23 protein-coding genes are annotated in these 24,433 nt (G+C 70.6%); 7 read left to right on the top strand and 16 right to left on the bottom strand.

Annotation, left to right across the window (positions count from 1 at the left end):
• Positions 1-4: 4 nt before the first annotated feature.
• A complete protein-coding gene (locus AB0M63_RS35570; RefSeq protein ID WP_366022248.1) occupies positions 5-562 on the top strand; it encodes a GH25 family lysozyme in 558 nt (185 codons plus the stop codon).
• 3 nt (positions 563-565) lie between these two features.
• On the opposite strand, the gene AB0M63_RS35565 is transcribed toward AB0M63_RS35570, so the two are convergent.
• From AB0M63_RS35565 to AB0M63_RS35555, 3 genes are all read right to left on the bottom strand, one after another.
• A complete protein-coding gene (locus tag AB0M63_RS35565) occupies positions 566-1,012 on the bottom strand; it encodes an endonuclease domain-containing protein (protein ID WP_366022247.1) in 447 nt (148 codons plus the stop codon).
• Between the two features lie 440 nt (positions 1,013-1,452).
• Complete coding sequence (locus AB0M63_RS35560) at positions 1,453-2,112, bottom strand: NAD(P)-binding domain-containing protein (RefSeq protein ID WP_366022245.1); 660 nt, start codon at positions 2,110-2,112, stop codon at positions 1,453-1,455.
• Positions 2,113-2,228: 116 nt separating this feature from the next.
• A complete protein-coding gene (locus AB0M63_RS35555; RefSeq protein ID WP_355924501.1) occupies positions 2,229-2,906 on the bottom strand; it encodes an FCD domain-containing protein in 678 nt (225 codons plus the stop codon).
• A gap of 211 nt (positions 2,907-3,117) precedes the next feature.
• Between AB0M63_RS35555 and AB0M63_RS35550 the strand changes: the two genes are divergently transcribed.
• Positions 3,118-4,716 (top strand): 2-isopropylmalate synthase, encoded by a 1,599-nt coding sequence (locus AB0M63_RS35550; RefSeq protein ID WP_366022243.1) that lies wholly within the window; start codon positions 3,118-3,120, stop codon positions 4,714-4,716.
• Positions 4,713-5,507, top strand: a complete 795-nt coding sequence (locus AB0M63_RS35545; protein ID WP_366022242.1) for an ATP-binding cassette domain-containing protein — start codon at positions 4,713-4,715, stop codon at positions 5,505-5,507. The genes AB0M63_RS35550 and AB0M63_RS35545 overlap by 4 nt, the downstream gene beginning before the upstream one ends.
• Positions 5,508-5,565: 58 nt before the next feature.
• Here the strand turns inward: AB0M63_RS35545 and AB0M63_RS35540 are convergent, their stop codons facing one another.
• Both AB0M63_RS35540 and AB0M63_RS35535 read right to left on the bottom strand, forming a co-directional pair.
• A complete protein-coding gene (locus tag AB0M63_RS35540) occupies positions 5,566-5,778 on the bottom strand; it encodes an EF-hand domain-containing protein (protein ID WP_266772742.1) in 213 nt (70 codons plus the stop codon).
• Between the two features lie 48 nt (positions 5,779-5,826).
• Positions 5,827-6,738, bottom strand: a complete 912-nt coding sequence (locus AB0M63_RS35535) for a MerR family transcriptional regulator (protein ID WP_366022240.1) — start codon at positions 6,736-6,738, stop codon at positions 5,827-5,829.
• 59 nt (positions 6,739-6,797) lie between these two features.
• Between AB0M63_RS35535 and AB0M63_RS35530 the strand changes: the two genes are divergently transcribed.
• Positions 6,798-7,466, top strand: a complete 669-nt coding sequence (locus AB0M63_RS35530) for a GNAT family N-acetyltransferase (protein WP_355924492.1) — start codon at positions 6,798-6,800, stop codon at positions 7,464-7,466.
• On the opposite strand, the gene AB0M63_RS35525 is transcribed toward AB0M63_RS35530, so the two are convergent.
• The 7 genes from AB0M63_RS35525 to AB0M63_RS35495 all read right to left on the bottom strand — a co-directional run bounded on the left by AB0M63_RS35525 (position 7,420) and on the right by AB0M63_RS35495 (position 14,455).
• Positions 7,420-8,019, bottom strand: a complete 600-nt coding sequence (locus AB0M63_RS35525; protein WP_355924490.1) for an ADP-ribosyltransferase — start codon at positions 8,017-8,019, stop codon at positions 7,420-7,422. The two genes, AB0M63_RS35530 and AB0M63_RS35525, sit on opposite strands and share 47 nt — an antisense overlap.
• 76 nt (positions 8,020-8,095) lie before the next feature.
• The gene (locus AB0M63_RS35520) at positions 8,096-9,289 is read right to left on the bottom strand and encodes a hypothetical protein (RefSeq protein ID WP_366022239.1); all 1,194 of its coding nucleotides are present in this window, start codon (positions 9,287-9,289) and stop codon (positions 8,096-8,098) included.
• Positions 9,289-10,074, bottom strand: coding sequence for a polysaccharide deacetylase family protein (locus tag AB0M63_RS35515; protein WP_366022238.1), 786 nt, complete (start codon positions 10,072-10,074; stop codon positions 9,289-9,291). The genes AB0M63_RS35520 and AB0M63_RS35515 overlap by 1 nt, the downstream gene beginning before the upstream one ends.
• An 89-nt stretch (positions 10,075-10,163) precedes the next feature.
• On the bottom strand, positions 10,164-10,772 hold the full coding sequence (locus AB0M63_RS35510; RefSeq protein ID WP_355924484.1) for an ATP-binding protein: 609 nt from the start codon (positions 10,770-10,772) through the stop codon (positions 10,164-10,166).
• 180 nt (positions 10,773-10,952) lie between these two features.
• Positions 10,953-11,720: an enoyl-CoA hydratase-related protein gene (locus AB0M63_RS35505; RefSeq protein ID WP_366022237.1), complete on the bottom strand. Its 768-nt coding sequence runs from the start codon at positions 11,718-11,720 to the stop codon at positions 10,953-10,955.
• Positions 11,721-11,804: 84 nt separating this feature from the next.
• The gene (locus AB0M63_RS35500) at positions 11,805-13,055 is read right to left on the bottom strand and encodes an Ig-like domain-containing protein (RefSeq protein WP_355924853.1); all 1,251 of its coding nucleotides are present in this window, start codon (positions 13,053-13,055) and stop codon (positions 11,805-11,807) included.
• Positions 13,056-13,222: 167 nt separating this feature from the next.
• Positions 13,223-14,455, bottom strand: a complete 1,233-nt coding sequence (locus AB0M63_RS35495; RefSeq protein WP_366022235.1) for an Ig-like domain-containing protein — start codon at positions 14,453-14,455, stop codon at positions 13,223-13,225.
• A 152-nt stretch (positions 14,456-14,607) separates the two neighbouring features.
• On the opposite strand from AB0M63_RS35495, the gene glgX reads away from it, so the two are divergent.
• Positions 14,608-16,914 (top strand): glycogen debranching protein GlgX, encoded by a 2,307-nt coding sequence (gene glgX / locus AB0M63_RS35490; RefSeq protein ID WP_366022234.1) that lies wholly within the window; start codon positions 14,608-14,610, stop codon positions 16,912-16,914.
• Positions 16,915-16,919: 5 nt separating this feature from the next.
• Here glgX and AB0M63_RS35485 read toward each other — a convergent pair whose 3' ends face one another.
• The 4 genes from AB0M63_RS35485 to AB0M63_RS35470 are packed head-to-tail and all read right to left on the bottom strand — an operon-like array spanning position 16,920 to position 20,501.
• Positions 16,920-17,576 carry a response regulator transcription factor gene (locus AB0M63_RS35485; protein WP_366022232.1) on the bottom strand — a complete coding sequence of 219 codons (657 nt, stop codon included), beginning with the start codon at positions 17,574-17,576 and terminating at the stop codon, positions 16,920-16,922.
• Positions 17,569-18,834 (bottom strand): sensor histidine kinase, encoded by a 1,266-nt coding sequence (locus AB0M63_RS35480; protein WP_366022231.1) that lies wholly within the window; start codon positions 18,832-18,834, stop codon positions 17,569-17,571. The genes AB0M63_RS35485 and AB0M63_RS35480 overlap by 8 nt, the downstream gene beginning before the upstream one ends.
• A 24-nt stretch (positions 18,835-18,858) precedes the next feature.
• Positions 18,859-19,593 carry an ABC transporter permease gene (locus tag AB0M63_RS35475; RefSeq protein ID WP_355924843.1) on the bottom strand — a complete coding sequence of 245 codons (735 nt, stop codon included), beginning with the start codon at positions 19,591-19,593 and terminating at the stop codon, positions 18,859-18,861.
• Positions 19,590-20,501 (bottom strand): ABC transporter ATP-binding protein, encoded by a 912-nt coding sequence (locus AB0M63_RS35470; RefSeq protein ID WP_355924841.1) that lies wholly within the window; start codon positions 20,499-20,501, stop codon positions 19,590-19,592. The genes AB0M63_RS35475 and AB0M63_RS35470 overlap by 4 nt, the downstream gene beginning before the upstream one ends.
• Positions 20,502-20,707: 206 nt before the next feature.
• On the opposite strand from AB0M63_RS35470, the gene AB0M63_RS35465 reads away from it, so the two are divergent.
• Positions 20,708-22,528, top strand: a complete 1,821-nt coding sequence (locus tag AB0M63_RS35465) for an ABC transporter ATP-binding protein (protein ID WP_366022229.1) — start codon at positions 20,708-20,710, stop codon at positions 22,526-22,528.
• A complete protein-coding gene (locus AB0M63_RS35460; RefSeq protein ID WP_366022228.1) occupies positions 22,525-24,384 on the top strand; it encodes an ABC transporter ATP-binding protein in 1,860 nt (619 codons plus the stop codon). Before AB0M63_RS35465 ends, AB0M63_RS35460 begins: the two co-directional genes overlap by 4 nt.
• Positions 24,385-24,433: the final 49 nt, after the last annotated feature.

Genomic DNA, 24,433 nt, shown 5'->3' with positions numbered 1-24,433 from the left:
CCCCATGTTGCATGGCATCGACGTAAGCGCGTACCAGTCCACCACGTACAGCACGAGCGGCTCCTCCTTCGTCTTCATCAAGGCGACGGAGGGCCACTCGTACGTCAACCCGAGACTCGCCGCCCAGACGAAGACGGGCCGTGACGCGGGTCTGGTCGTCGGTTTCTACCACTTCCTCTGGCCCGGGAACATCACGGCCCAGGCGGAGTACTTCGTGAGCAAGGCCCCTGAAAAAGCAGGGGACTTGCTGGCCGTCGACTGGGAGACGACGGGCGACGGCACCCACGCGACCAACGCGGAGAAGGACAGCTTCATCCGCAAGGTGAAGGCGTTGCGGCCGAACAACCGGGTCGTGCTGTACACAAACCGCAACTTCTGGCTCACCGTGGATACCACGTCATACGCCGGCGACGGCCTCTGGATAGCCGACTACGTCACCGCGGGCAAGCCCCGCATCAAGGCCAAGTGGCTTTTCCACCAGTACACCAGCGACCCGCACGACAAAGACGTGGCCGACTTCGCGGACAAGGCCGCGCTGAAGAAGTGGGCCGCGGACGCGTAACGGCTATCCGTCCGGCGCGGCGCCCCATCCCGCACGCATCTGCCGCGCGGGCGGATTTGCCAAGTAGTCGTTCAGGACATCGAAGCTGCGAAGAGCTGACGGAAGAGCCTCATACCAAGCGAGGCCACGCCAGTTGCACGTGGAACAGAGCAACCCCCGCACGCAGTCTCCACAGCTCCGACGCCCAGGACAACACATGTGGTCGTGGTCGACGTGCATGGCTTTCGTCCCCGAGTCGGGAGCTCCGCATATGGCACATCTCCCGCATTGGAACTCCAGAAGCAGGTCCACGAACTCTTTCGTCACGCTGTAGTTGCCGAGGCGCACACGCTCGCTGTTGCAGGGCTTGCAGTAGGGCCGCGGCAGACCCGCCGCACTGAGTATCGAGTACTCCGATATGGGCTTGTGCTCGCCGCATCCGCGGCACTCGACGATGCCCCGTTCGACCATCTGACGGATGGAGCCGTTGGGCCTTTTCCTCCCGAGCGGTGCGAGAGGCTTCCCGCTTCTCTGCTGCTGGTAGTGGCCTGTACATAGCCCTCTGGCCCTCGCGCCTCGCACACATCCATCGAACGCACACGCACGACTTTCCAGCGCCACGCGAGGAGCGCCGACGGGAGCCAGACCTCGGCCCTTCCGGTGTTGCGCGTAATGGGCCGCGCAGAGCCCCCTCGTGAGCCGATGCTCGTCGGAAGACCGACCGCAAGCCCACCCGTCCCCGCCCGCCAGGCACTTCTTCACCCGTTCCCCAACCGCGTTGATCCGTAAGGCACATCACCCGATCAACGAAGAAGTCGAACATACGTCACGCATACGCACGCGAAGGCGATCAAGTGCTCCAGCGGGCGGGGCCGCACCTACCCCCGGAGATCATGTGAGCCTGCGCCTGGTCAGCCCTTGAAGTCCCCCGTCCGCTCCGGCGAAGCCTCCGCAAGTCCCTTCGTGATGCCGGCCGCGTCCTCGCGCAGGCCGTACACCGGCGTCCCCGGCTGCTGGCGCCAGGACTCGTCCAGGGTGCCCGCGTCGACCGTGTCGAAGCCGAGGTCGTCGATCAGGGCCCTGACCTTGCGCTTGGCCGCCTCGTCGTCGCCGGCCACGGGGAGGGCGATGCGGTCGGGGGCGCCGGCGGGGCGGTGGCGGTCCAGGATGTCCTGGGCGAAGGTGCCGTTGAAGGCCTTGATCACGGTGTGGCCGATCTGTCGCGCCGTCCAGCGGCTCTCGGTGAGGCCGTCGTCCAGGATGGCGTCGATCCTGCCGTCCCGCCCGGGGTAGTAGTTCCCGGTGTCGACGACCGCGACGCCGTCCGCCGCGCCGTCGAGGAAGCCCTTGGGCAGGTTCGGGACCGCCTTGAGCGGGACGGTGACCACGACGACCTCGGCACCCTTCGCCGCCTCCTCGACCGGTACGGGGGTCGCGCCCGTCTCCTCGGCCAGCGCGGTGAGTGTCTGCGGGCCCCGCGAGTTGGCGACGGAGACGTCGTGGCCGAGGGCGGTGAGCCGCCGCGTGAGGTTGCCGCCGATGTTGCCCGCGCCGATGATGCCGATCTTCATGACAGACCCTTCGCCGATCCGGAATCAATGCACATGCATTCTTCTGGGGGCCTCAACCCCGGCCGACCACCGGCTATTCCGGACCCCCTGCCGTATGGGTGACACACCTTCAGCGCCTACTCCCCGAACGGATCCTCCAACTCCGCCCGCAGCACCTCCGCCGCCGTCTCCGCGTCCCCCTCCGCGACCGCCCGCACCAGTGCCTCGTGCGCCCCGTCCCCGGTGTTCGGGTCGTGCTCGCGCAGTCCGGTCAGCGCCAGCAGATCCACCAGCCCCTCCCGCAACACCGGCCTGAACTGGTCGAAGAGATCCGCGAGTACGGGGTTGTGCGCGGCGGCGACCACGGCCGCGTGGAAGGCGATGTCGGCGTCGACGAAGGCGGTGTCGTCCAGGGCGGACGCGGCCCGGCGGGCCTCCAGCGCGCGCTCCATCGCCGTCACGTCCTCGGGTGTACGGCGCCGCGCGGCCAGCCGCGCCGCCTGGACCTCGACTCCCATCCGCACCTCGTAGACGTCCGTCACCGCGGCCCGCCGCAGCCGGGTCGGCCAGTCCTCGGCGGGTTCGGTGGCGACGACGAACACGCCGGCGCCCTGCCGGGGCCGGACCAGCCCCGCTCCGGCGAGCGCCCGCAGCGCCTCGCGGACCGTCGAGCGGCCCACCCCCAGCTCCGTGGCGAGAGTGGTCTCCCCGGGCAGCTTGGTGCCGACCGGCCACTCACCGGCGGCGATCTGCGCGCGCAGTCGGGCGGCGGCCTGCTCGACGAGGGGACTGGGGCGGACGGGACCTAGCGGCATGCGCGGTTCACCAACTCCGGGGTCGGGAGGGTAGGGGCTCAGGAAATTCTCACTTGTCTGAGGACCTGAGGTGTGGATAGCGTACCTGCATGACGCTTCGCGGTCTCCTTCTTCTCGGCTGCCGCGGCGGGGCCTGACGCGACCGGCACCCCGCCGCGGGTCGCCGTGCTGCCGGTCACCGTCCGACCGAGCCGAGAGCAGTCAGCAGACGATGACCACCGCCCCCGCCGTCCGTTGGAACCCCCAACGCCCGAGCCCCATGCCGCACCACCGCTACCGCCCCTTCCACGACCGGGTGAACGTCCCTGCCGGGGACCGGAGTTGGCCCTCCGCCCGGATCGAGCGCGCCCCCCTCTGGGTCCCCGTCGATCTGCGCGACGGCAACCAGGCCCTCGCCGAGCCGATGGACACCCCCCGCAAGCGCCGCCTGTTCGACCTGCTGGTGGCGACCGGCTTCAAGGAGATCGAGGTCGGCTACCCCTCCGCGAGCCGTACGGACTTCGACTTCGTACGGCATCTGGTGACCGGCGGGGCCGTACCCGACGACGTCACTCCCGTCGTCTTCACCCCGGCCAGGCCGGAGTTGATCGACCGCACCTTCGACGCGATCGAGGGACTGCCCCGCGCGGTGGTGCACCTGTACATCGCGACCTCGCCGGTGTGGCGGGAGGTGGTGCTCGGCCGGGGCCGGGGTGAGGTCCGGGAGACCGTGCGCGCGGCGGCCGAGCACATGGCGCGCCGGGCCGGGGACGCGCCCGGCGTCCGTTTCCAGTTCTCGCCGGAGACCTTCAACCTCACGGAGCCCGACTTCGTCCTCGAACTGTGCGACGGACTCACGGAGTTGTGGGACGCGAGCCCGGACCGCCCGGTCACGCACAACCTCCCGGCCACGGTCGAGATCGCGACGCCGAACGTCTACGCCGACCAGATCGAGTACGCCCACCGGAACCTGTCCCGGCGGGAGTCGGTGATCCTCTCCGTCCATCCGCACAACGACCGCGGCACAGGTGTGGCCTGCGCCGAACTCGCCGTGCTGGCCGGTGCCCAGCGCGTCGAGGGCTGTCTGTTCGGCAACGGCGAGCGCACCGGGAACGTCGATCTGGTGACCCTCGCGCTCAACCTGTTCGCCCAAGGAGTGGACCCCATGGTCGACTTCGGGGACATCGACGCGGTCCGGGAGACCGTCGAGCACTGCAACCGGCTGCCGGTGCACCCCCGGCACCCGTACGCCGGCGACCTGGTGTACACGGCCTTCTCGGGCACCCACCAGGACGCGATCAGCAAGGGCCTGGCCCATCACACGGACAGGGCAAGGGAATTGGGCGTCCCTGAGCGGCAGGCTCCCTGGTCCGTCCCGTATCTGCCCATCGACCCGGCCGACGTGGGCCGTTCCTACGAGGCGGTGATCCGCGTCAACTCGCAGTCCGGCAAGGGCGGAATGGCGTATCTGCTGCGCACCCACCACGGCCTCGACCTGCCGCCGCGTATGCGGCCCGACTTCTCCCGGGTCGTCCAGGAGGCGACGGACGCGAGCGGACGGGAGGCGACACCGAAGGAGCTGTACGAGCTGTTCCGGGAGACGTACGTGGTGGAGGGGCCACTGGAACCGGGCGCGTACCCGGACACACCCGCCCTGGTGGACGCGCTCGCGCGGACCGGATGCGTGGTCGAGGTCCTGGAGTTGACCGAGGACGGGACGGCCGCCTACGCCGAGTGCCGGGTGGACGGCGCCACGGTGTGGGGCGCCGCGGAGGGCTCGGCCGGCTCCGTGGGGGCCGTCCTCTCCGCGGTGAACCGTGTGGCCCGATGAGCGACGTGCTGCGCGCCGAGGACGTGCGGGTCGTACGGGACGGGCGGCCCATCCTCGCGGAGGTGTCCCTGACCGTCCGGGCCGGTGAGCACTGGGCGCTCCTCGGCGCCAACGGGGCAGGGAAGTCGACCCTGTTGAGCCTGCTCGGGGCGCGGGTCCATCCGAGCGGTGGGACGGTGGAGGTGCTCGGCCGCAGGCTGGGCCGGGTCGACGTGCGGGAGTTGAGGTCGTACGTGGGTCACGTCGACCCGCGCCATCCGCTCGCCGAGCCGCTGCGGGTGCGGGAGGTCGTGCTGACCGGGCTGACCAACTCCGTGGTGCCGGTGCCCCGTTGGCGGCCGACACCGGAGCAGGAGGCGCGGGCCGACCGGCTCATCGAGACGATGGGGCTCACGGAACTGCGCGAGGCGCGCTGGCCCACGCTCTCCCAGGGGCAGCGCGGCCGGACCCTGATCGCCCGCGCGCTGATGCCCGAGCCCCGGCTCCTGCTGCTGGACGAACCGGCCACCGGCCTGGATCTGCCGGGCCGGGAGCGGCTGCTCGACGCGCTGGACTCGTTGCGCGAGGAGCATCCGCACCTGGCCACGGTCCTGGTCACCCACCACCTGGAGGAGCTGCCGGCCGGCACCACCCACGCCCTGCTGCTGCGCGAGGGCCGTCCCCTCGCGCAGGGTCCGGCGGCCGAGGTCCTCACCGGTGACCAGGTCGGCAAGTGCTTCGACCTGCCGCTGGTGCTGGACCGGCACGACGGCCGCTGGAGCGTGCGGATCAGTAGGGGCAGCCGGGCATGACGGCAGGGGCGCCCCTCCACGAAGGACGGGCGCCCCTGCCGCTGGGATCACTCCCGGTTCACTTGTTCAGGTGGGCCCAGAACTCGTCGAACGAGAGGACCTTGTCCCCGTTGAGGTCCCGGCTCTTGATGATGGCCTCGGCGACCGTCTCGGTCACGTTCCAGTCGCCTCCCTGGGCCAGGGCGGTCTTGAACTCGGCCGCGGTGATGAAGCCGTCACCGTCCGTATCGATCCGCTCGAACTGCTTGCGTGCTTCCTCGATGTCCGCCACCGGATCCGCCCCTTCGTAACGCATTACCGCCTGTTGACGGAGGCCAGATTAACCGGCCGTGCGAGCGCGCAGTGCGGCGGCCACCCAGGCGAACTCCTCCGCGAAGGTCTTCACGGGCGTCCCCTTGAGTGTCCCCAGCAGTTCGCGGTACCGGGCGAGACGGACATTGTGGGTCGCGTTGACGCGTTCGAGGATCGCGGCGCGGTCGGCGTCACCGAACAGCTCCCGCAGCACCTTCTCCGCCTCCGGCGCCTCCGGCGCGATCCCGTGCTCGCGCGCCTTCCCCACCTGCTCCACCAGCCGCTTGGCGAACCACCGGGACGCCCCGGCGGGTGTGTCGGGCCCCCGGTCGGCGTGATTGAGTTCGGCCGCCCTGCGCATCTGTGCCCGGAACTCGGGGTCCTGCACCATCTCGGCCAACTCCACCCAGGCGTCGACCTGTTCGGGTGTGGGGTCGTCCGGCAGGTTCACCGCGGTGTTCCGCATCCTTTCGCGGACGTCGGGGTCCGCGAGTTCGAGCCCGTGGAACATCTCCTCCACGAACTCCTCCATGATCCGCCTGCGTTCGGCTGCCGACAGCCGTGCCAGTTTGTTCATGAGTGTCATCTCCTCTGTGGTCGAGCCGCGTCGCGCCACGGTCGACAACACCGCACGGGTCACCCTCAGTGAACGGATCTGCGCGTCCAGCGCCACCACATGGGCGGCGGCCACCTCCGCGACCGTCCTCTCCCCCTCCAGCACCTTGCGTACGTCGTCCAGGCCGAGGCTCAGCTCGCGCAGGGTGCGGATCAGCTCCAGGCGGGCGGCGGACTCGGCGTCGTAGAGCCGGTAGCCGCCCTCGGAGCGGGTCACCGGGGTGAGCACGCCCTCGTCGGACCAGTAGCGGATGGTGCGCACGGTCAGACCGGTGGACCTGGCCAGTTCTCCGATGGTGAAAAGTCCGGTGCCGTCTTCGATCATGTCTGCGAGTGTGGGCCTTCCAGTGGGTGGAGACTCAAGGAGCGGGAGGGAGCACGGTGGTGGAGACTCTCCGGGACATTCTCGACGCGGTCGCGCGGGGTGTCCTCCCCCCACCCGACGGCCGTACGACCGTGGTGCCCCAGGCGTCCGAGCGGGACGCGGGCGTGCTCGCCTTCACCGCGCACGCGGTGGTCTTCACGGACGAGGATCCGGAGTGGGTCCGGGAGACCCTGGCGGCCGTGCCGTGCGACGCGCTCGCGGCGCCGATGAACCCGAGGTTCCTGACGGCCCTGCTCGACCGGACGGGCCGTACGTCCGAGACCGTCGACGCGCTGCTGGTGGGCTCCCCGCTGCCGGGCGAACCGCCGCTCCCGCTGAAGGAGATCACGGACGGCGACCACCCGCGGATCGTGTACGCCCGTCACCGGCGCGACGACGTGCGCGCGTGGACGACGGAGGGCGGTGTGCTGGTGACGGGCCGCGGTGTGGCCGGCCGGCTGGAGGTCTCGGTCGAGATCGACGCGGACGTACGACACCGGGGCCTGGGCCGGACCCTGGTGACCGCGGCCCGCCATCTCACAGCCGAACCCCTGTGGGCGCAGGTGGCGCCGGGGAACGCCCGCAGCATGCGGGCGTTCCTGGGGGCGGGTTACCGTCCGGTGGGTTCGGAGGCGCTGCTGCTCAGTGCCAGGGCCGGTAGTACGGGTTGCTCTCGCAGTCGCTCATGATCTCGGTCTTGGTCTTCTTGTCGACCGGGCAGACGCCGATGACGTACTGCCGCGCGATGCCACCGGGGAAGGCGACCTCGACCTGGTCGGCCCACTTGTGGGTGTCGCCGATGGTCTTGTTGACGTCCACACCGCCCGGGGCGTCGATGTAGTAGTTGTAGCCCGACTTGTACCAGGTCTTGTAGAGGTCGTGGTCGTACGTCGTCGAGACGTACGGCGAGGGCTGGTTGACGAGGACGTACTTCTCGATGTCGTACTGGCCGGTGATGACGTCCTTGGGGGCGAAGCCCTGCTCGAAGACGACGGCCGGGCCGCGGCTGTCGCTGCGGTAGAGGGTGCCGCAGCTCGTGCGCCAGACGGGGTCCGGGGTGATGCGGGTGATGTCCACGCGCTGGTCGACGGCGGCCATCGCCGGGTCGGCGACGTCGGGGCAGGCCGGTGCGGCGGCGCGGGCCGGCGTGTGGGCGGGGACGGTGGCGGCGGTCGTGGCGAGGACGGCCGCGAGGGACAGGACGGCGGCAGCGGCTCGCCGCCGCAGCTGAATCGTGATCATGCGGGGCACGATTCCGGTTCCGCGGCGGCGAGTTGGGGATCATCACCCGTACGGGGCGTGTCCAATTGACCTGATTTCAGCGGAAGATTCCCGTGTGGCCCAGGGAGTAGCGGCCCGGCTGGGGGTACACCGCGAGGCCGTGCGGGCCGCTGCCGACCTTGATGCGGGCGAGTTGGGTGCCGGTGCGGGTGTCGATGGCGTAGACCTCGGAGTTGTAGCGGCCGGAGAGCCACAGGACCTTGCCGTCGGCCGAGACGCCGCCCATGTCGGGGCTGCCGCCGTTCGGCAGATGCCACTTCTTGGTCAGCTTGTTCCGGGTGAAGTCGAAGACGGAGATGCTGCCCTCGCCGCGGTTGGAGATGTACATCTCGCGCGAGTCGCGGCTGATGTACAGGCCGTGGCAGCCCTTGCCGGTGGGCAGGAAGTCCGGCTTGGCGAAGGTGTCGCCGTTCAGGACCCACATGCCGTCGGCCATCATGTCGGCGATGTAGAACTTCTTGCCGTCGGGCGAGATCTTGACGTCCTGCGGCATCGCCCCGTGGAACGGCAGCTTCTGCTGTCCGATCACCTTCATCCTCTCGGTGTCGACCTTGAGGAGTTCGCCGCTGAACTCGCAGGAGACGATGAAGTACCGCCCGTCCGGGGAGAAGTCGGCGTGGTTGACGCCGTAGCAGCTCACCGGCACCGCCTTCACCGTCTTCATGGTGTGCGCGTCGCGGAAGACGAGCCGGCGGTCGAGGGAGGCCATCACGATCGCGTACTTGCCGTTGGGCGTGAAGTACAGGTTGTAGGGGTCGTGCACGTCGACCGGGTCGCCCGCCTCCCCCGTTTTCGGGTCGATCGGGGTGAGGGTGTTGCCGCGGTCGTTGTTGACCCACAGCGTCCTCAAGTCCCAGGAGGGGACGACGTGTTGGGGCTGGGTGCCGACCGGGATGGTCTCGATGACCTTGTACGTCTTCGGGTCGATCACCGAGACCGTGTTGGAGTTGGTGTTGGGGACGTAGACCCGGGAGGGGAAGTCCCGTACGACCGGGGAGAGTTGGTTCGGCCGGTCGGCCGCGTACAGGTCGGACGCGTCGAGCACCGGCGGCATCCCGGGCAGCGCCTGTGCCGCCTGCTTCTTCTTCTGCTGCGGCTGGGGCGCGGCCTTGGTGCCGAGGGCTTCGTCGGCGTGGTCCTGCGAGCCGCAGCCGGCCAGGGTGGCCAGCACGGCGAGGGCGGCGCCGGTGACCAGGACGCGGACGGCGCGGGCGAGTCGGGTGGGGTGCATCAGCTCAGCAGCTCCGTGGTCGTCACCGCGCGCAGTCCGCGGCGGTCGAGTTCTTCCAGTACGGCGGGGAGCGCGGCGACCGTGCCGGCGTACCCGAAGTGCATGCTCACGACGGACCCGTCGCGGACCTCGGCGAGCACCTTGCGGGTGATGGCCGGGGCGCCGGGTTCGGTGAAGTCGAGGGAGTCGACGTCGTACGACAGCACATGGGGGTAGCCCACGCGGTGGGCCAGCCGCTCGACGAGCGGGGACGCGGCCGGGGCGCGCGAGGGCCTGAACCAGGTGCCGATGGAGCCGGTGAGCCGCTTGAGACGGTCGGCGCAGCCGGTGATCTCGGCCAGCGCGTCGGCCTCGGGCAGGGTGTTGACGGCGATGTGCCGCTGGGTGTGGTTGCCGAGGTCGTGGCCGCCGTCGAGGATGCGGCGGGCCATCTCGGGGTGCGTGTCGAGCCAGGTGCCGACGGCGAGCACGGTGACATGGGCGCCGTGCCTCTCCGCTTCGGTGAGGAGGGCGGTGGCGATCTTCGGGTCGCCCTGGCCGTGGAAGGTGAGCGCGATCCGGGGGCGGTCGCGGGGTCCGTGGGTGATCTGCGCGGGTTGTCGGGGGAAGGCGCGGGGGGCGGGGGCGGTGAGCGGGGTCGCCTTGGCGGCGCGGGCGCGGGCGGGGGTGGCGGGAGGTGCGGCGGAGCCGGTCGTGGCACATCCGGCGGCGAGCGCGCCCCCGGCGACGAGCCCGGCACCCGCACGCAACGCCGTACGGCGGTCGGTCGTGGTCACCCGGCCCATTTAAGGGGCGTCGAGTAAGAAAGCGGGGCATTAACCCGATTGAGGGACCCTCACGGGTCGCGCTCGGAACAGGAGTTCCAACAGGGTGCTCAGCGGTCGGCGACCCGCATCTCGAACCAGGTGGTCTTACCGCGCGGCAGCAGGTCGACGCCCCAGCGGTCGGAGAGCTTGTCGACGAGGAAGAGGCCCCGGCCGCTCACGTCCATCTCCTGGACCGGCATCAGACAGGGCAGACCGCGGGAGGGGTCACGGACCTCGATGCGGATCCAGCCGCGACGGCGCCGCATCCGCAGTCCGAACACCCGGGCACCCGTGTGCCGTACGGCGTTTCCGACGAGTTCCGAGACGAGCAGAACGGCGTCCTCGGTCATTTTCGGGGTGAGTCCCCAGTGCCGCAGGACGACGATCTGGGTGAGTCTGCGGGCGGCGGCGGCGGACTCGGGGCGGGACGGGAGCGGAACTTCGGCCTCCGTCGGATTGCCGAACAGTTCGATCGCCTTGAGTGCCCGCTCGTCCTCGACCGCAGGCGACCAGCGCGCCGCGGTCGCACGGCCTTGTCCCCGCGGCTGTCCGATACCTTCCAGCCCCGCCATGCGTCCATCATGGCCGCCCCGCAGGCCCTCCGGGGCGGTTCCGGCGGAATACGCCCCCCGGAAGCCCCCATTCCGCGACATCTGGTCGACATATGCCAAAGGCATTTCAGGGCTCGCCGCAACCCCTCCGACCTGCGGCGAAGGCTGTGTTGGTGGCAATCGACAGGCTCCCTCGACAAGGCAGGCTTAAGGTCCAGTTAAGGCTCCCATAAACCGCCCGGTCGGGGGACCTGTATGAGACATCGCGTCAATTGCAAGTGGTCCAGCGGGATTTGACGACCCGTGTCAGAGGAACTTGGCCTTGCCGGGGCCCTCTTCGACGAAGCTCCGCATCCCGCGCTCACGGTCCTCGGTCGCGAACAGCCCCGCGAACCACGTCCGTTCGACCGCCAACCCGGTCTCGATGTCCGTCTCCAACCCCGTGTCGATCGCCTCCTTCGCCGCACGCAACGCGATCGCCGGACCCTTCGCCAGCCGCGCCGCCCACGCATGCGCCTCCGCGTACACCGCACCGGCCGGCACCAACCGGTCCACCAGACCCAGCGCCAACGCCTCCTCCGCCTTCACCATCCGACCCGTGAAGATCAGATCCTTCGCCTTGGACGGACCGATCAGCCGCGCCAGCCGCTGCGTACCGCCCGCACCCGGAATCAGCCCCAGAAGAATCTCCGGCTGCCCGAGCTTCGCGTCGTCCGCCGCGATCCGGAAGTCCGCGCACAACGCCAACTCACAACCCCCGCCCAGCGCATAGCCCGTGACCGCCGCCACCACCGGCTTCGGAATCCGGGCCACCGCCGTGAACGACTCCTGCAACGCACGCGACCGCACGACCATCGCCGCATGATCCATGCCCTGCATCTCCTTGATGTCCGCACCCGCCGCGAACACCTTCTCCCCGCCGTAGACGACCACGGCCCGCACATCCTCGCGCCGCGCCACCTCCCCGGCCAACGCGCGCAAGCCCTCCTGGACGGCGGTGTCCAACGCGTTCATCGGCGGGCGGTCCAGACGGATGGTGCCGACACCCTCTGCGACTTCGAGATTCACGGTCATGCCAGGAGGTTAACGCGTGCTAACGACAACGGGCCCGGTGCTGTGGGTCACAGCACCGGGCCCGATCACGTCACCGCGAAAGCGTCACGCCTTCCACTTCGCCCACGACATGTTCCAGCCGTTGAGGCCGTTGTCGGGCGCCACGGTCGCGTCGTTGGAGTTCTTGACGACCACGACGTCACCGAGGATCGAGTGGTTGAAGAACCACGCGGCCGACACGGTCTTGCTGTAACCGCCCTTGACGTCCTGGAGGCCGATGCAGCCGTGGCTGGCGTTGTAGTTGCCGAAGGCGTCGCCGCCCCAGTAGTTGCCGTGGATGAAGGTTCCGGAGTCGGTCAGGCGGGTGGCGTGCGGGACGTCCTTGATGTCGTACTCGCCGCCGTAGCCGACCGTCTCACCGTTCATCCGGGTCACTTCGAGCTTCTGGCTCATGACCATCTGGCCGTTCCAGGTGTCGTAGCCGGGCTTGCCGGTGGTGACCGGGATGGTCTTGATGGTCTTGCCGTCCTGGGTGACCTTCATCGTGTGCTTCTTGGCGTCCACGACGGAGACCTGGTTGCGGCCGATGGTGAACTTGACCGTCTTGGCCTGCTTGCCGTAGACGCCCGGACGGCCTTCGACGCCGTCGAGGTCGAGCTTGACGGTGACCTTGGTGCCGGACTTCCAGTAGTTCTCGGGGCGGAAGTCGAGGCGGTCGTTGCCGAACCAGTGGCCCTCGACGTCGACGGCCGGCTCGGTCGTGATGGTGATCGCCTTCTTCACGTCCTCCGGGTGCGTGATGCCCCTGGTGAAGCGGATGGAGAACGGCATCCCGACGCCGACCGTGGAGCCGTCGTCCGGGGTGAAGTTGCCGATGAAGGTGTTCGCCGGGGTCAGCGTGGTGAAGGTGGAGTCCTCCGCGGCGACCCGGCCGTCGGAGTCCTTGGCGACCGCGTGCACGGTGTACTTGGTGGCGGCGGCGAGATGCGTGGCGGGCGTCCAGGTCGCACCGCCGCCGGTGATCGCGCCGGTGACCGCGGTGCCGTCCGCGTCCTTCACGGTGACCTGGGTCAACTTGCCCTTCGCGGCACTGATCTTCAGGGCACCGCTGGTGTCGACGGCCTTCGAGCCGTCCTTGGGCGCGATGGTGACGACCGCCTGCGACTGCTTACTGGCCTGGGCCGTCTCCGAGCCCTTGTCCTTGCCGTCGCCCGACCCGGACCCCGAGTTGGAGCCGCCGCCACCCCCGCACGCGGCGACGGCGAGCAGCAGCACGCCGAGAATCAGCGCCAGCAGCCCTCTGTTACCACGGCCGCGCGCGTCCCCCGACGCCCCCGATATCGGTCGCACGTTCAAGACTTTCTCCCCTCGCCGGGCCCGGTCCGGCCCGCACCCCTTTGCGCATCTGACGTGCGCGTCCGCGCATATTAACCGCCAGGTTTTGAGGTTCGTGTCAGTCGAATGTCACCGTTCGGTCGCAACTTCAACTGCCGCCTGACACAAGGCGCCCGCCCCTTCTCCGGTCACTTGACCGCACTGCCCGCCTTCCACTGCTTCCAACCCATGTTCCACCCGCCGAGGCCATTGTCCGGGGCGACCTGTTTGTCGTTGCTGTTCACGACCTCGACCACGTCACCGATGATGCTGCGGTCGAAGAACCAGCCGGCCGGGGTGTCCGAGCCCCCGCCCTTGACGTCCCGCAGGCCCACGCAGCCATGGCTGACGTTGATGTGTCCGGGGGCGGCGGGCGCCCAGTAGTTGCCGTGCAGGAAGGTGCCGGAGTCGGTGAGCCGCATGGCGTGCGGGACGTCGGGGATGTCGTACTCGCCGCCGAAGCCGACCGTGCGGCTGTTCATGCGGGTCACCTCCAGCATCTCCAGGACCACCATCTTCCCGTTGTACGTGGTGGTCCTGGGGCCGCCGGCCGTGATCGGCACGGTGGCCAGGAGGTCGCCGTCGCGCCGTACCTCCATGGTGTGCTTGGCCGCGTCGACCAGGGAGACCTGGCTGCGGCCGACGGTGAAGGAGAACGTCTTGTACTGGAGTCCGTAGACCCCGGGTGCGCCCTCGACGTCGCGCAGGCGCAGGGAGACGGTGACCTGGGTGCCGGGTTTCCAGTAGGTCTCGGGGCGGAAGTCGAGGCGGGTGGTGCCGAACCAGTGGGGGCGGACCTCCACGGCCGGTCTCGCGGTGACGTGGACCGCGCGTTCGACGGCGGCCCGGTTCTTGATCTCCCGGTTGAAGCCGAGGGACACGATCATTCCGGTGCCGACGGTGGCGCGGTTCTCGGGGGTGACGTAGCCGATGAACCGCTCGTCGGGGACGTAGGTCGTGAACGTGGCGTGCCGGGCGGAGCGGCGGCCGTGGCCGTCGAGGGCGACGGCGTCGACGGTGTACTCGGCGGCCAGCGCGAGCTTGGGGTCCTCGGGTTCCCAGCGCAGTCCGTCGTCGGAGATCCGGCCGGGGACCGGCGTGTCCTGCGCGTCCTGGTCCTTGACGACCTGGACCGACTCCAGCCGTCCGCTGGGCACCCGGACCAGGAGCCGCTGGTCGGGTTTGACGCCTTTGGCGGCGTCGTCGGGGGAGATCCGGATCACGTCCTCGGGTGCCGGTGCCTTGCCGAAGAGTTCGTCGATGCCGCTCCCTCCCGAGCCGTCGGAAGTACAGCCGGTGGCTCCGGCCAGCAGTCCTGCCCATGTCAGTACGGCGGCCAGTGCGACCCCTGCGCGTCGCGCGCGCCCTTGTGCATGCCTCACGGGGTGCTCAACGAGCGGGCCCGCCTCAGGGAAACGTGAGTGCGACGCGCGCTCTGGGCAGAACAGTGGGGAGGACAACAGGACAGGGCACCGCGACCGGGACGCCGCACGCCCTTCACCTCGTCGTTCCATGAGCCGCGGGAGGCCGGACGGTGTCGAGCGCAGCCGAGCAGGAGGCCGTGCAGGAGGAGCGCGTCGACGGCGGCGTGCCGGTGGAGCGGCCCGTCGATGACGCGGCGGACGCGGCCGTGCCGTCGCCGCGTGCCGCCCCCGCGCTGAACGGGGCTCCGCACCCGGCGCCGGCCGTGGCCGTGTGGCCGGGCACGCCGATGCCCCTGGGCGCCCGGTTCCGGGTCGGCCCGGACGGGGTGCCCGGCACCAACTTCGCGCTGTGGGCGGGGGGCGCGGAGTCGGTCGAACTGTGTCTGTTCGACGTGGAGGGTGTGGAAACGGCCGTCCAGCTCACCGAGTTGACGCACGAGATCTGGCACGGCTTCCTGCCGGGTGTCATGCCGGGGCAGCGCTACGGCTTCCGGGTGCACGGGCGTTGGGACCCGTGGACCGGCGCCCGCTGGAATCCGGCGAAGCTGCTTCTGGACCCCTACGCGCGGGCGGTGGACGGCGAGTTCGGGCTGCCGCCCGAGGTGTACGCGCATGTGCGGGACTGGCCGCAGCAGCAGGTCGCGGACACCGTGCGCGACGACCGGGACTCGGCGCCGTACGTCCCGAAGGGTGTCGTCGTACACGACGACGCCACCGACGACGAGTGGATGGACGACCGCCGCCCAAAGACGCCGTGGGCGGACTCGGTGATCTACGAGCTGCACGTCGGCGGCTTCACCAGACTGCACCCGGGCATCCCGGAGGAACTCCGGGGCACCTACGCCGGGTTGGCGCACCCGGCCGCGATCGAGCACCTGGTGAAACTGGGCGTGACGGCCGTCGAGCTGCTGCCCGTCCACCAGTTCGCGCACGAGGACCATCTGCTGCGCAAGGGCCTGAGGAACTACTGGGGTTACAACTCCATCGGCTACTTCGCCCCGCACGCGGCCTACGCGGCGACCGGTACGGCGGGGCAGCAGGTCGGCGAGTTCAAGCGGATGGTGCGGGCCCTGCACGCGGCCGGGATCGAGGTCATCCTCGACGTGGTCTACAACCACACCGCGGAAGCGGGCGAGTTGGGGCCGATGCTGTCCCTCAAGGGCATCGACAACCGCGGCTACTACCGTCTCCAGAGCGACGCCCGCCGCTACACGGACTACACGGGCTGCGGCAACACCCTGCACGTGGTGCAGCCGCATGTGCTCCGGCTCATCACCGACTCGCTGCGCTACTGGGTCACGGAGATGGGCGTGGACGGCTTCCGCTTCGACCTCGCTGCGGCGCTGGCCCGCTCGATGCACGACGTCGACATGCTCTCCCCGTTCCTCGCCGTGATCGCCCAGGACCCGGTGCTGCGCCGGGTGAAGCTGATCGCCGAGCCGTGGGACGTCGGCTCCGGCGGCTACCAGGTGGGCGCCTTCCCGCCCCTGTGGACGGAGTGGAACGACCGCTATCGCAACGCCGTGCGGGACTTCTGGCGGGGCACGCTGCCGGACGTACGGGACCTCGGGTACCGGCTGTCGGGGTCGAGCGACCTGTACGCGTGGGGCGGCCGGCGCCCCTACGCCTCCGTCAACTTCGTGACCGCGCACGACGGTTACACGCTCCGCGACCTGGTGTCGTACGAACGCAAGCACAACGAGGCCAATGGCGAGGGCAACCGGGACGGCACCGACGACAACCGCTCCTGGAACTGCGGGGCCGAGGGTGAGACCGGCGACGAGCGCGTACGGGCGCTGCGGCGGCGGCAGTTGAGGAATCTCCTCACCACGCTGCTGCTGTCCACGGGGGTACCGATGCTGGTCGCGGGCGACGAGCTGGGGCGGACGCAGCGGGGCAACAACAACGCCTACTGCCAGGACAACGAGATCAGTTGGGTGGACTGGGGGCTGCTGGACGACCCCGGCTGGCGGGCGCTGACCGATCTCACCGCCCGGCTGATCGAGCTGCGTCACCGCCATCCGGTGCTGCGCCGCCGGGCGTTCTTCTCCGGGCGGGCCCATTCGGCGGACGGCATCAGGGACTTGGCCTGGTTCACCGCGCGCGGCACGGAGATGACGGAACGGGACTGGTACGCGCCCGCAGCCACCCTGGGCATGTACCTCTCCGGCCGGGACATCCCCGGCCGCGACGAACGCGGCGCCCCGATCCTCGACGACAGCTTCCTCGCGGTCCTGCACGCCGGTGACCGCCCGGTGAGTTTCGTGCTGCCGGGCCCGCCGTGGGCGGAGCGGTACGAGGTGGTCGTCGACACCTCGCGGGAGGAGCAGGGGGCGGCGCCGGGGGTGGTGCACCGGGCGGGGGCGGCGATCACCGTGCCGGCGCGGGCGGTGCTGCTGCTCAAGGTGGTCGGCTGACCGCCTCAGCCGAGGATGCCCCGGTCGTAGGCCACCGCCACCGCGGCCGCGCGGTCCTTGACGCCCAACTTGCCGTAGAGATGGGTGAGATGGGTCTTGACGGTGGCCTCGCTGATGAACAGTTCGCGGGCGATCTCGCGGTTGGAGGTGCCCTTGGCGACGAGGACCAGTACTTCGCGTTCGCGGGCGGAGAGCGGTTCGTTGCCGGGACTCTGGGGGCCGCGGACCGCCGAGACCAGGCGGGAGGCGACGGCGGGCGAGAGGACCGTGCGGCCGGCCGCCGCCGCGCGGACGGCGGTGAACAGTTCGTCGCGCGGGGCGTCCTTCAGCAGATAGCCCGTCGCGCCGGCCTCGATCGCGGGCAGGGTGTCGGAGTCGGTGTCGTACGTCGTCAGCACGAGCACCTTCGCGCGGGCGGAGCGGCGGGTCAGCTCCCGGATGGCGTCGACTCCCCCGCCGCCCGGCATCCGCAGGTCCATCAGGATCACGTCGGGGTCGAGGGCGGCGGCCCGCTCCACGGCCTCGACGCCGTCGGACGCCTCGCCCAGGACACGGAATCCGGGCGCGGACTCGAACATGCCGCGCAGACCGTCGCGTACGACGGGATGGTCGTCGACGATCAGAACGGAGATCAGCGGCTCGTCACGCAGGTCCTCACTCATGGCGGACCAACGGTACGCGAGCCGACAGGGCCGTGCCGTGACCGGGCTCGGACTCGACCGCGAGGGAACCGGCGATGCGTTCGGCGCGGGCGCGCATGCCGTCGAGGCCGAAGCCGCCGGCGTCGGTGCGTTCGGGCAGCGCGAGCGGGTCGAAGCCCTGTCCGTCGTCGCGGATGTCGAGGATGACCTCGTCACCGAGGAAGGAGAGGGTCACTCCGACGCGGGTGGCGCGGGCGTGCCGGGCCGCGTTCGACAGCGCCTCCTGGGCGATCCGCAGCAGGGTCGCCGAGACCTCGTCGTGAAGCTGCTCGGTGGTGCCGGTGACGGTGCACTCGGCGCGGACACCGGTGCGTTCACCCCACTCCGCGACCGTGTTCTTCAGGGCCTCGGGCAGTCCGTCGTGCTCCAGGGCCACGGGGGCGAGGTTCTGCACGGAGCGGCGGGCCTCGCCGAGGCTGTGCCGGGCGAGCGCCGAGGCGCGGTCGAGATGGGTGCGGGCGGTCGTCAAGTCGGGGGCGCCCGCCACGACTTGGAGCTGGGCGATGATGCCGGTGAGGCCCTGGGCGATCGTGTCGTGGATCTCGGCGGCCAGTCGGCGGCGCTCGTCGGCGACCCCGGCTTCCCTTGCCTGGACGAGGAGTTGGGCGTGCAGGGCGGCGTTCTCGTCGAGGGCCTGTTGCAGGGCGGTGTTGGTGCGTTCGAGTTCGGCGATGGTGTCGCCGCGCTCGTGGGAGCGCCTCATCTCCTGCTCCTGAAGATGGGCGACCACCATCTGGAGGGCGGACATGGTGACCAGGAGCGCGAGGAAGACCATCCACTGGACCGCGCTCCCGAACGGCATCCCACCGGCCTGCGCGCCGGCCACGGTCACCGAACTCGCGACCAGTGCGAGTCGCTGCCATGTCCTGCCCGGGATCGTCTCGTCGGCGTCCATGTAGCCGGCGGCGGCGTAGAACGCGAAGAACGGGTTGAGCCAGGTGAGGGCGAAGGCGATGGCCCAGCGGACGGCGTAGTACCCGGTCCCCGCCAGGGACGGGGTCCGACGCCCGCCGGGCTGCCGGGAACAAGTGCCGTGCCACCACAACTGGAGGACGAGCGCGGCGCCGACCAGGGTCCAGGCGGCGTACCACCGGGTGCCGATGTCGACCGGGCCGGAGGAGGCGAGCGCGAGGACGACACCGATGCCGAGCAGGCCGTACGGCCCCCAGGTGTGCAGTTGCTCCCAGCGCCGCTCGATCTGCCTGTCCGCGGTGGTCATCTCCCCAGTCTGCACGGCTCTCCCCTACTCCCAGCGGAACCAGCGGGAGGCACCCGCCGTGAGCAGCACGGTCCACGCCACGAGCACGCCCAGGTGGGTCCAGCCCGGCCAGTTCCCGGCCGCCGCCCGGTTCAGGGCCTCGGCGGCGGCGCCGAACGGGGTGTAGCCGACGATCCGGGCCAGGGTGTCCGGCATCGCCTGCACCGGGATCCACACGCCGGCGCAGAACATCATCGGGAAGAACACGGCCGAGCCGATCGCACCGGCGATCTTCGTGGTCCGCGACAGCGCGGAGACCACCGCGCCCAGCGCCAGCGCGGCGAGGACCGCGAGAAGCAGGGCGAGGAGATAGCCGTAGGGCTGCTTCGGCAGGCGTACGTCGAAGGCGAGGCGGCCGACGATCAGCGCGCACAGGGCGGACGCCAGGGCCGCCGTGCCGTAGACCACCATCTGCGCGGAGAGCAGGGCGGACGGGCGGACCGGGGTGGCGGACATGCGGCGCAGGATGCCGCGTTCGCGGTAGCCGGTGAGGTTCTGCGGCATCGACTGGAGCGCGCCGACGATCATGCCGAGCAGGACGGCGACCGGGACGTACACGTCGACCGTGCGCAGACCGCCCAGATCGGCCTGGTGGTGGCGGAAGCCCGGGATGGAGCCCAGGATCACCAGGAGCAGGGTCGGGAAGGCCAGGATCCAGAACAGGGCGCCCGGTTCGCGGCGGAAGAGGCGCAACTCGGCGCGCAGGACTGCGGTGTTCATCGGGTGACCTCCGTCAGGTCCAGGAAGGCGTCGTCCAACGTGGCGTCGGAGACCCGGAGTTGGTGGGCGGTGATGTGGCCCCGGGCGAGCAGGGTGATGACCGCGTTGACGGTCTCGTCGCTGCCGGAGAGCGTGATCCGGCCGTCCTTGCGGGTCACGGCGGTGAGCGCGGGCAGCGCGTTCAGGTCGCCGTCGTCCAGCGGCGCGGAGGGCGTGAAGCTGATGACGGTGGAGCCCGCCGAGCGGCGGATCAGCCCGTCCGGGGTGTCCAGCGCGGCCACCCTGCCCTGGTCGATCACGGCGATCCGGTCGCAGAGGCGCTGGGCCTCCTCCATGAAGTGGGTGACGAGCAGGACGGTGACCCCGCTCGCCCGGACTTCCTCGATGAGCTGCCAGGTGTCACGGCGGGCGCGCGGGTCGAGGCCGGTGGTCAGCTCGTCGAGGACGACGACCCGGGGGTCGCCGATCAGTGCGAGCGCGATGAACAGGCGCTGCTTCTGGCCGCCCGACAGCTTCGCGAACCGGGTGGTCAACTGGGCGGTCAGGCCGAGGCGTTCGGCCAGCGGCTTCCAGTCGGCGGGGTGCGGATAGAAGGACGCGTACAGCTCCAGGGCCTCGCGGACGGTGAGCTTGGCCTGGAGTTCGCTCTCCTGGAGCTGGGCACCCAGCACGCGGGCGACCCGCTCGTGGTCGGCGACGGGGTCGAGGCCGGTGACACGGACCCGGCCCGCGTCGGGGACGCGCAGTCCCTCGACGCACTCGACGGTGGTGGTCTTGCCGGCGCCGTTCGGGCCGAGGATCCCGAAGATCTCGCCCTCTTCGACGGCGAAGGAGACACCGTCGACGACGGCCCGGCCGCCGTAGGACTTGCGCAGTGCGGTGACTTCGATGACAGGGGTGACTGACATGCTCCGAGGGTCCCGCCGGGGGCGGGCCGGGCACATCGGCCATCGCGCTCGAAGGGACATCGACCGATCGGTTGATACGGCGCTACGACCGGACCGGCGCCCGGCACCGCGACCGGCACCGCGGCCGGTCCTAGGACCCTGGTCGGAGCCCTGTTCGGCCAAAACTCGGTGGGCACTGTCAGTGCCGGTCCGTAGGCTCGCCCGTGATGTCGACGACACGTGCAACCGCCGAGAACCGATCCGCCGTCCGCGTCCTCGCCCGGCTGTGGCCGTATGTACGGCCGGTGCGGGCGCGGCTGTTCGCGGCAGCCGCCGTCGCGGTCGTCGCGTCCTGTACGGGGCTGGTGTTCCCGCTCGTCCTGAAGTGGATGGTGGACGGGCCGGTCGCCGACCGGGACACGGCGGGGGTGTGGCTCGGGGCGCTGTATCTGCTGCTGCTCGGCATCGCGGAGGCCGGTCTTTTCGGGTTGCGGCGGTGGCTGGTCGCGCGGCCGCTGTCGCATGTCGAGGCGGGGATGCGGGCGGATCTGTACCGGCATCTCCAGCGGCTGCCGGTGTCCTTCCACGACCGGTGGCCGTCGGGCCAGCTCCTCTCCCGGGGCACCACCGACCTGATGCTGCTGCGCATGTTCCTCGCCTTTCCGCTGACGTTCCTGCTGGTCAACGCGGTGACGATCCTGGTGGGCGTGGTCATCATGCTGCTCCAGGACTGGACGCTGGGGCTGGTGATCCTGGGGCCCGCGGTGCCGGTGGTCGTCACCTGCGTGGTGTTCGAGCGGCGGTACGCGCACGTGGCGCGGCTCGCGCAGGACCAGGTCGGCGATCTGACGACGGTCGTCGAGGAGAGCGTGCTCGGCATCCGGATCATCAAGGGGTTCGGCCGGCACCGCAGCCAGGCGCGGGCGTTCCGTGAGCTGTCCCGGACCCTGCGCGGCACCGAGCTGCGCAAGGCCCGGCTGCTCGCCACGATCTGGGGTGTCATCGTGACGCTGCCGGAGCTGGCGCTCGGGGCGACGCTGGTGCTGGGCACGGTGCAGGTCGCGGACGGCGACCTGTCGGCGGGCACGCTGGTCGCGTTCCTGTCCACGGCGCTCGCGCTGCGCTGGCCGGTGGAGTCGATCGGCTTCCTGCTGGCGATGAGCCAGGAGGCGGCGACGGCCACCGAGCGCTACTTCGAGGTGATGGACGAGGCGCCGGAGGACTCCCGGGTCGTGACCGAGCCGGGGCCCGCCGAGCGGGACGGCGGGCTGCGCTTCCGAGACGTCGTGTTCCGCTACCCCGACGCCCCCGCCGACTCCCCTCCCACTCTCGACCACATCGACCTGCACATCAGACCCGGCGAGTCCATGGCCCTGGTCGGCGCCACCGGCACCGGCAAGACCACCCTCACCGCGCTGGTCCCGCGCCTGCACGAGGTGACCTCGGGCCGGATCACCCTGGACGGCGAGGACATCAGGGCGATGTCCCGCGAGGAGCTGCGCGCGAAGGTCGCCGTGGCCTTCGAGGAACCGACACTGTTCTCGGCGAGCGTCGGGGAGAACGTCCTCATGGGAGCCGAAGGAGGCGCGGGGCGGCCGGAGTTGGAGCACGCACTCGCCGTAGCGCAGGCGGACTTCGCGCACGCGCTGCCCCAGGGCACGGACACCCAGGTCGGCGAGCAGGGCCTCAGCCTCTCCGGCGGCCAGCGTCAGCGGCTCGCCCTCGCGCGGGCGGTGGTCGGCAGCCCCCGGTTCCTGGTCCTCGACGACCCGCTCTCCGCCCTGGACGTGCATACGGAGGCCGCCGTGGAGGCCGCGCTGCGTCAGGTCCTCGCCGACACCACGGCGTTGATCGTGGCCCACCGCCCCTCCACTGTCCTCCTCGCGGACCGCGTGGCCCTGCTGTCCGAGGGCCGGATCACGGCGGTCGGCACCCACCAGGACCTGCTGCGGACGAACGCGGAGTACGCGCATCTCATGTCGGGTGTCCCGGAGCACTCGGTCAACCCGGAGCACTCGGGCATCCCGGAACAGGAGGACGCACGATGACCGCCCCGACCACCTCGGCGCCCGCCACCGACGACGGCCAGGAACCCCCGCGCCCGCCCGCCGCGGGCGACCCCTTCGACCACGACGTCCTGCCCACTCCCCCGGGCGCGACCGCCGCCCTGCTGCGGTCGCTGCTCGCGCCGATGAAGGCGCGGGTCGTGTTCACGACGGTCCTGCTGCTGCTCCAGCAGGCCGCGGTGCAGGCGGGGCCGCTGCTCGTGGCGTACGCCATCGACCGGGCGGTGCCCGCGTTCCGCGCCGACGACCACGGGCCGCTGATCGCCGTGGCCGTCGGCTATCTGCTCTGCGCCCTCGTCTCCGGCGGGCTCCAGTACGCGTTCATCGGTGCCTCCGCCCGCGTCAACCAGGATGTGCTGCTCGATCTGCGGGGCCGGATCTTCCGGCACGCGCAGGCCCTCAGCATCGACTTCCACGAGCGCTACACCTCGGGCCGGCTCATCTCCCGTTCCACCACGGACGTGGAGGCCCTGCGCGAACTGCTCAGCGAGGGACTCCAGGAACTGATCACGGTCGTCCTGTCGTTCGTGTACATCTCGGCGATGCTGCTCTGGCTCGACCTGGGACTCGGCGCGGTCGCGGTGGCGTCCTTCGTGCCGCTGTACGGGCTGGTGCGGGTCTACCAGCGGCGCGCGGTGCGGGTGTACGCGGTGCGCTCCACGGCGATCGCGCGGGTGATCGTGAAGTTCGTGGAGACGATGAACGGCATCCGTCCGGTGCGCGCCTTCCGCCGCGAGGACGTCAACGACGCCGACTTCCGGGTCCTCAACGAGCGGCACGAACGGTCCAACGGAGACGCCCTGTTGGAGATGGCCCGCTATGTCACCGGCTCCCGGCTGGTCGCCAACACCGCCGTCGCGGCGATCGTGCTGTGGGGCGCGAGCCGGGTCGCGGACGGCTCACTGGAGCTGGGGGTGCTGGCCGCCGCTGTGCTGTATCTGCGGCGGCTCTACGACCCGATCGACCGGCTCGGCATGTTCCTCAACTCCTACCAGTCGGCCGCCGCCTCCCTGGAGAAGATCGCGGGCCTGCTCGCCCAGACCCCCTCGGTGCCGGAGCCCTCAACACCCGTGCAACTCCCGGAACTTGCCTCCTCGCAGCCCGGCCGTGAGGTCGTCTTCGACGGCGTCCGCTTCGCCTACCGCACCGGCGGCGAGGTGCTGCCCGCCTTCGACCTCGCCCTCCCGGCCGGGCAGACGGTCGCGGTGGTCGGCTCCACCGGCGCCGGCAAGTCCACCCTCGCCAAGCTCCTCGCCCGCTTCTACGACCCCACGGACGGGCGGGTGTTGCTCGACGGCGTCGACCTGCGCGAGCTGTCCGGGCCCGAACTGCGGCGCGGGGTGGTGATGGTGACGCAGGAGGCCTTCCTGTTCTCCGGCACGGTCGCCGAGAACATCGCGATCGGCCGACCGGACGCGCCCCGCGAGGAGATCGAGCGGGCCGCGAAGGCGATCGGCGCGCACGACTTCATCAGCGCGCTGCCCGACGGCTACGACACGGACGTCCGCAAGCGCGGTGGCCGTATCTCGGCCGGCCAGCGCCAACTCGTCGCGTTCGCACGGGCGTTGCTCGCCGACCCGGCGGTGCTGATCCTGGACGAGGCGACCAGCTCGCTCGACGTGCCGGGTGAACGGGCCGTGCAGCGGGCCATGTCGACGGTCCTGCGGGGCCGTACGGCGGTGGTGATCGCGCACCGGCTCTCCACCGTGGAGATCGCGGACCGGGTGCTGGTCATGGAGCACGGCCGGATCGTCGAGGACGGCAGCCCGGCCGAACTGATCGCGGGGACCGGGCGGTTCGCGGATCTGCACCGGGCGTGGCGGGACAGCTTGGCGTGAGCGGGGCGGGTGCGGGTCCCGCGCGGCGAAGCACTCACCGTGCCGCCGG

Origin of the sequence: Streptomyces sp. NPDC051576, assembly GCF_040681835.1 — a bacterium.
Taxonomy (GTDB): Bacteria; Actinomycetota; Actinomycetes; order Streptomycetales; family Streptomycetaceae; genus Streptomyces.
This window is presented reverse-complemented; position numbering and strand designations above follow the sequence as displayed.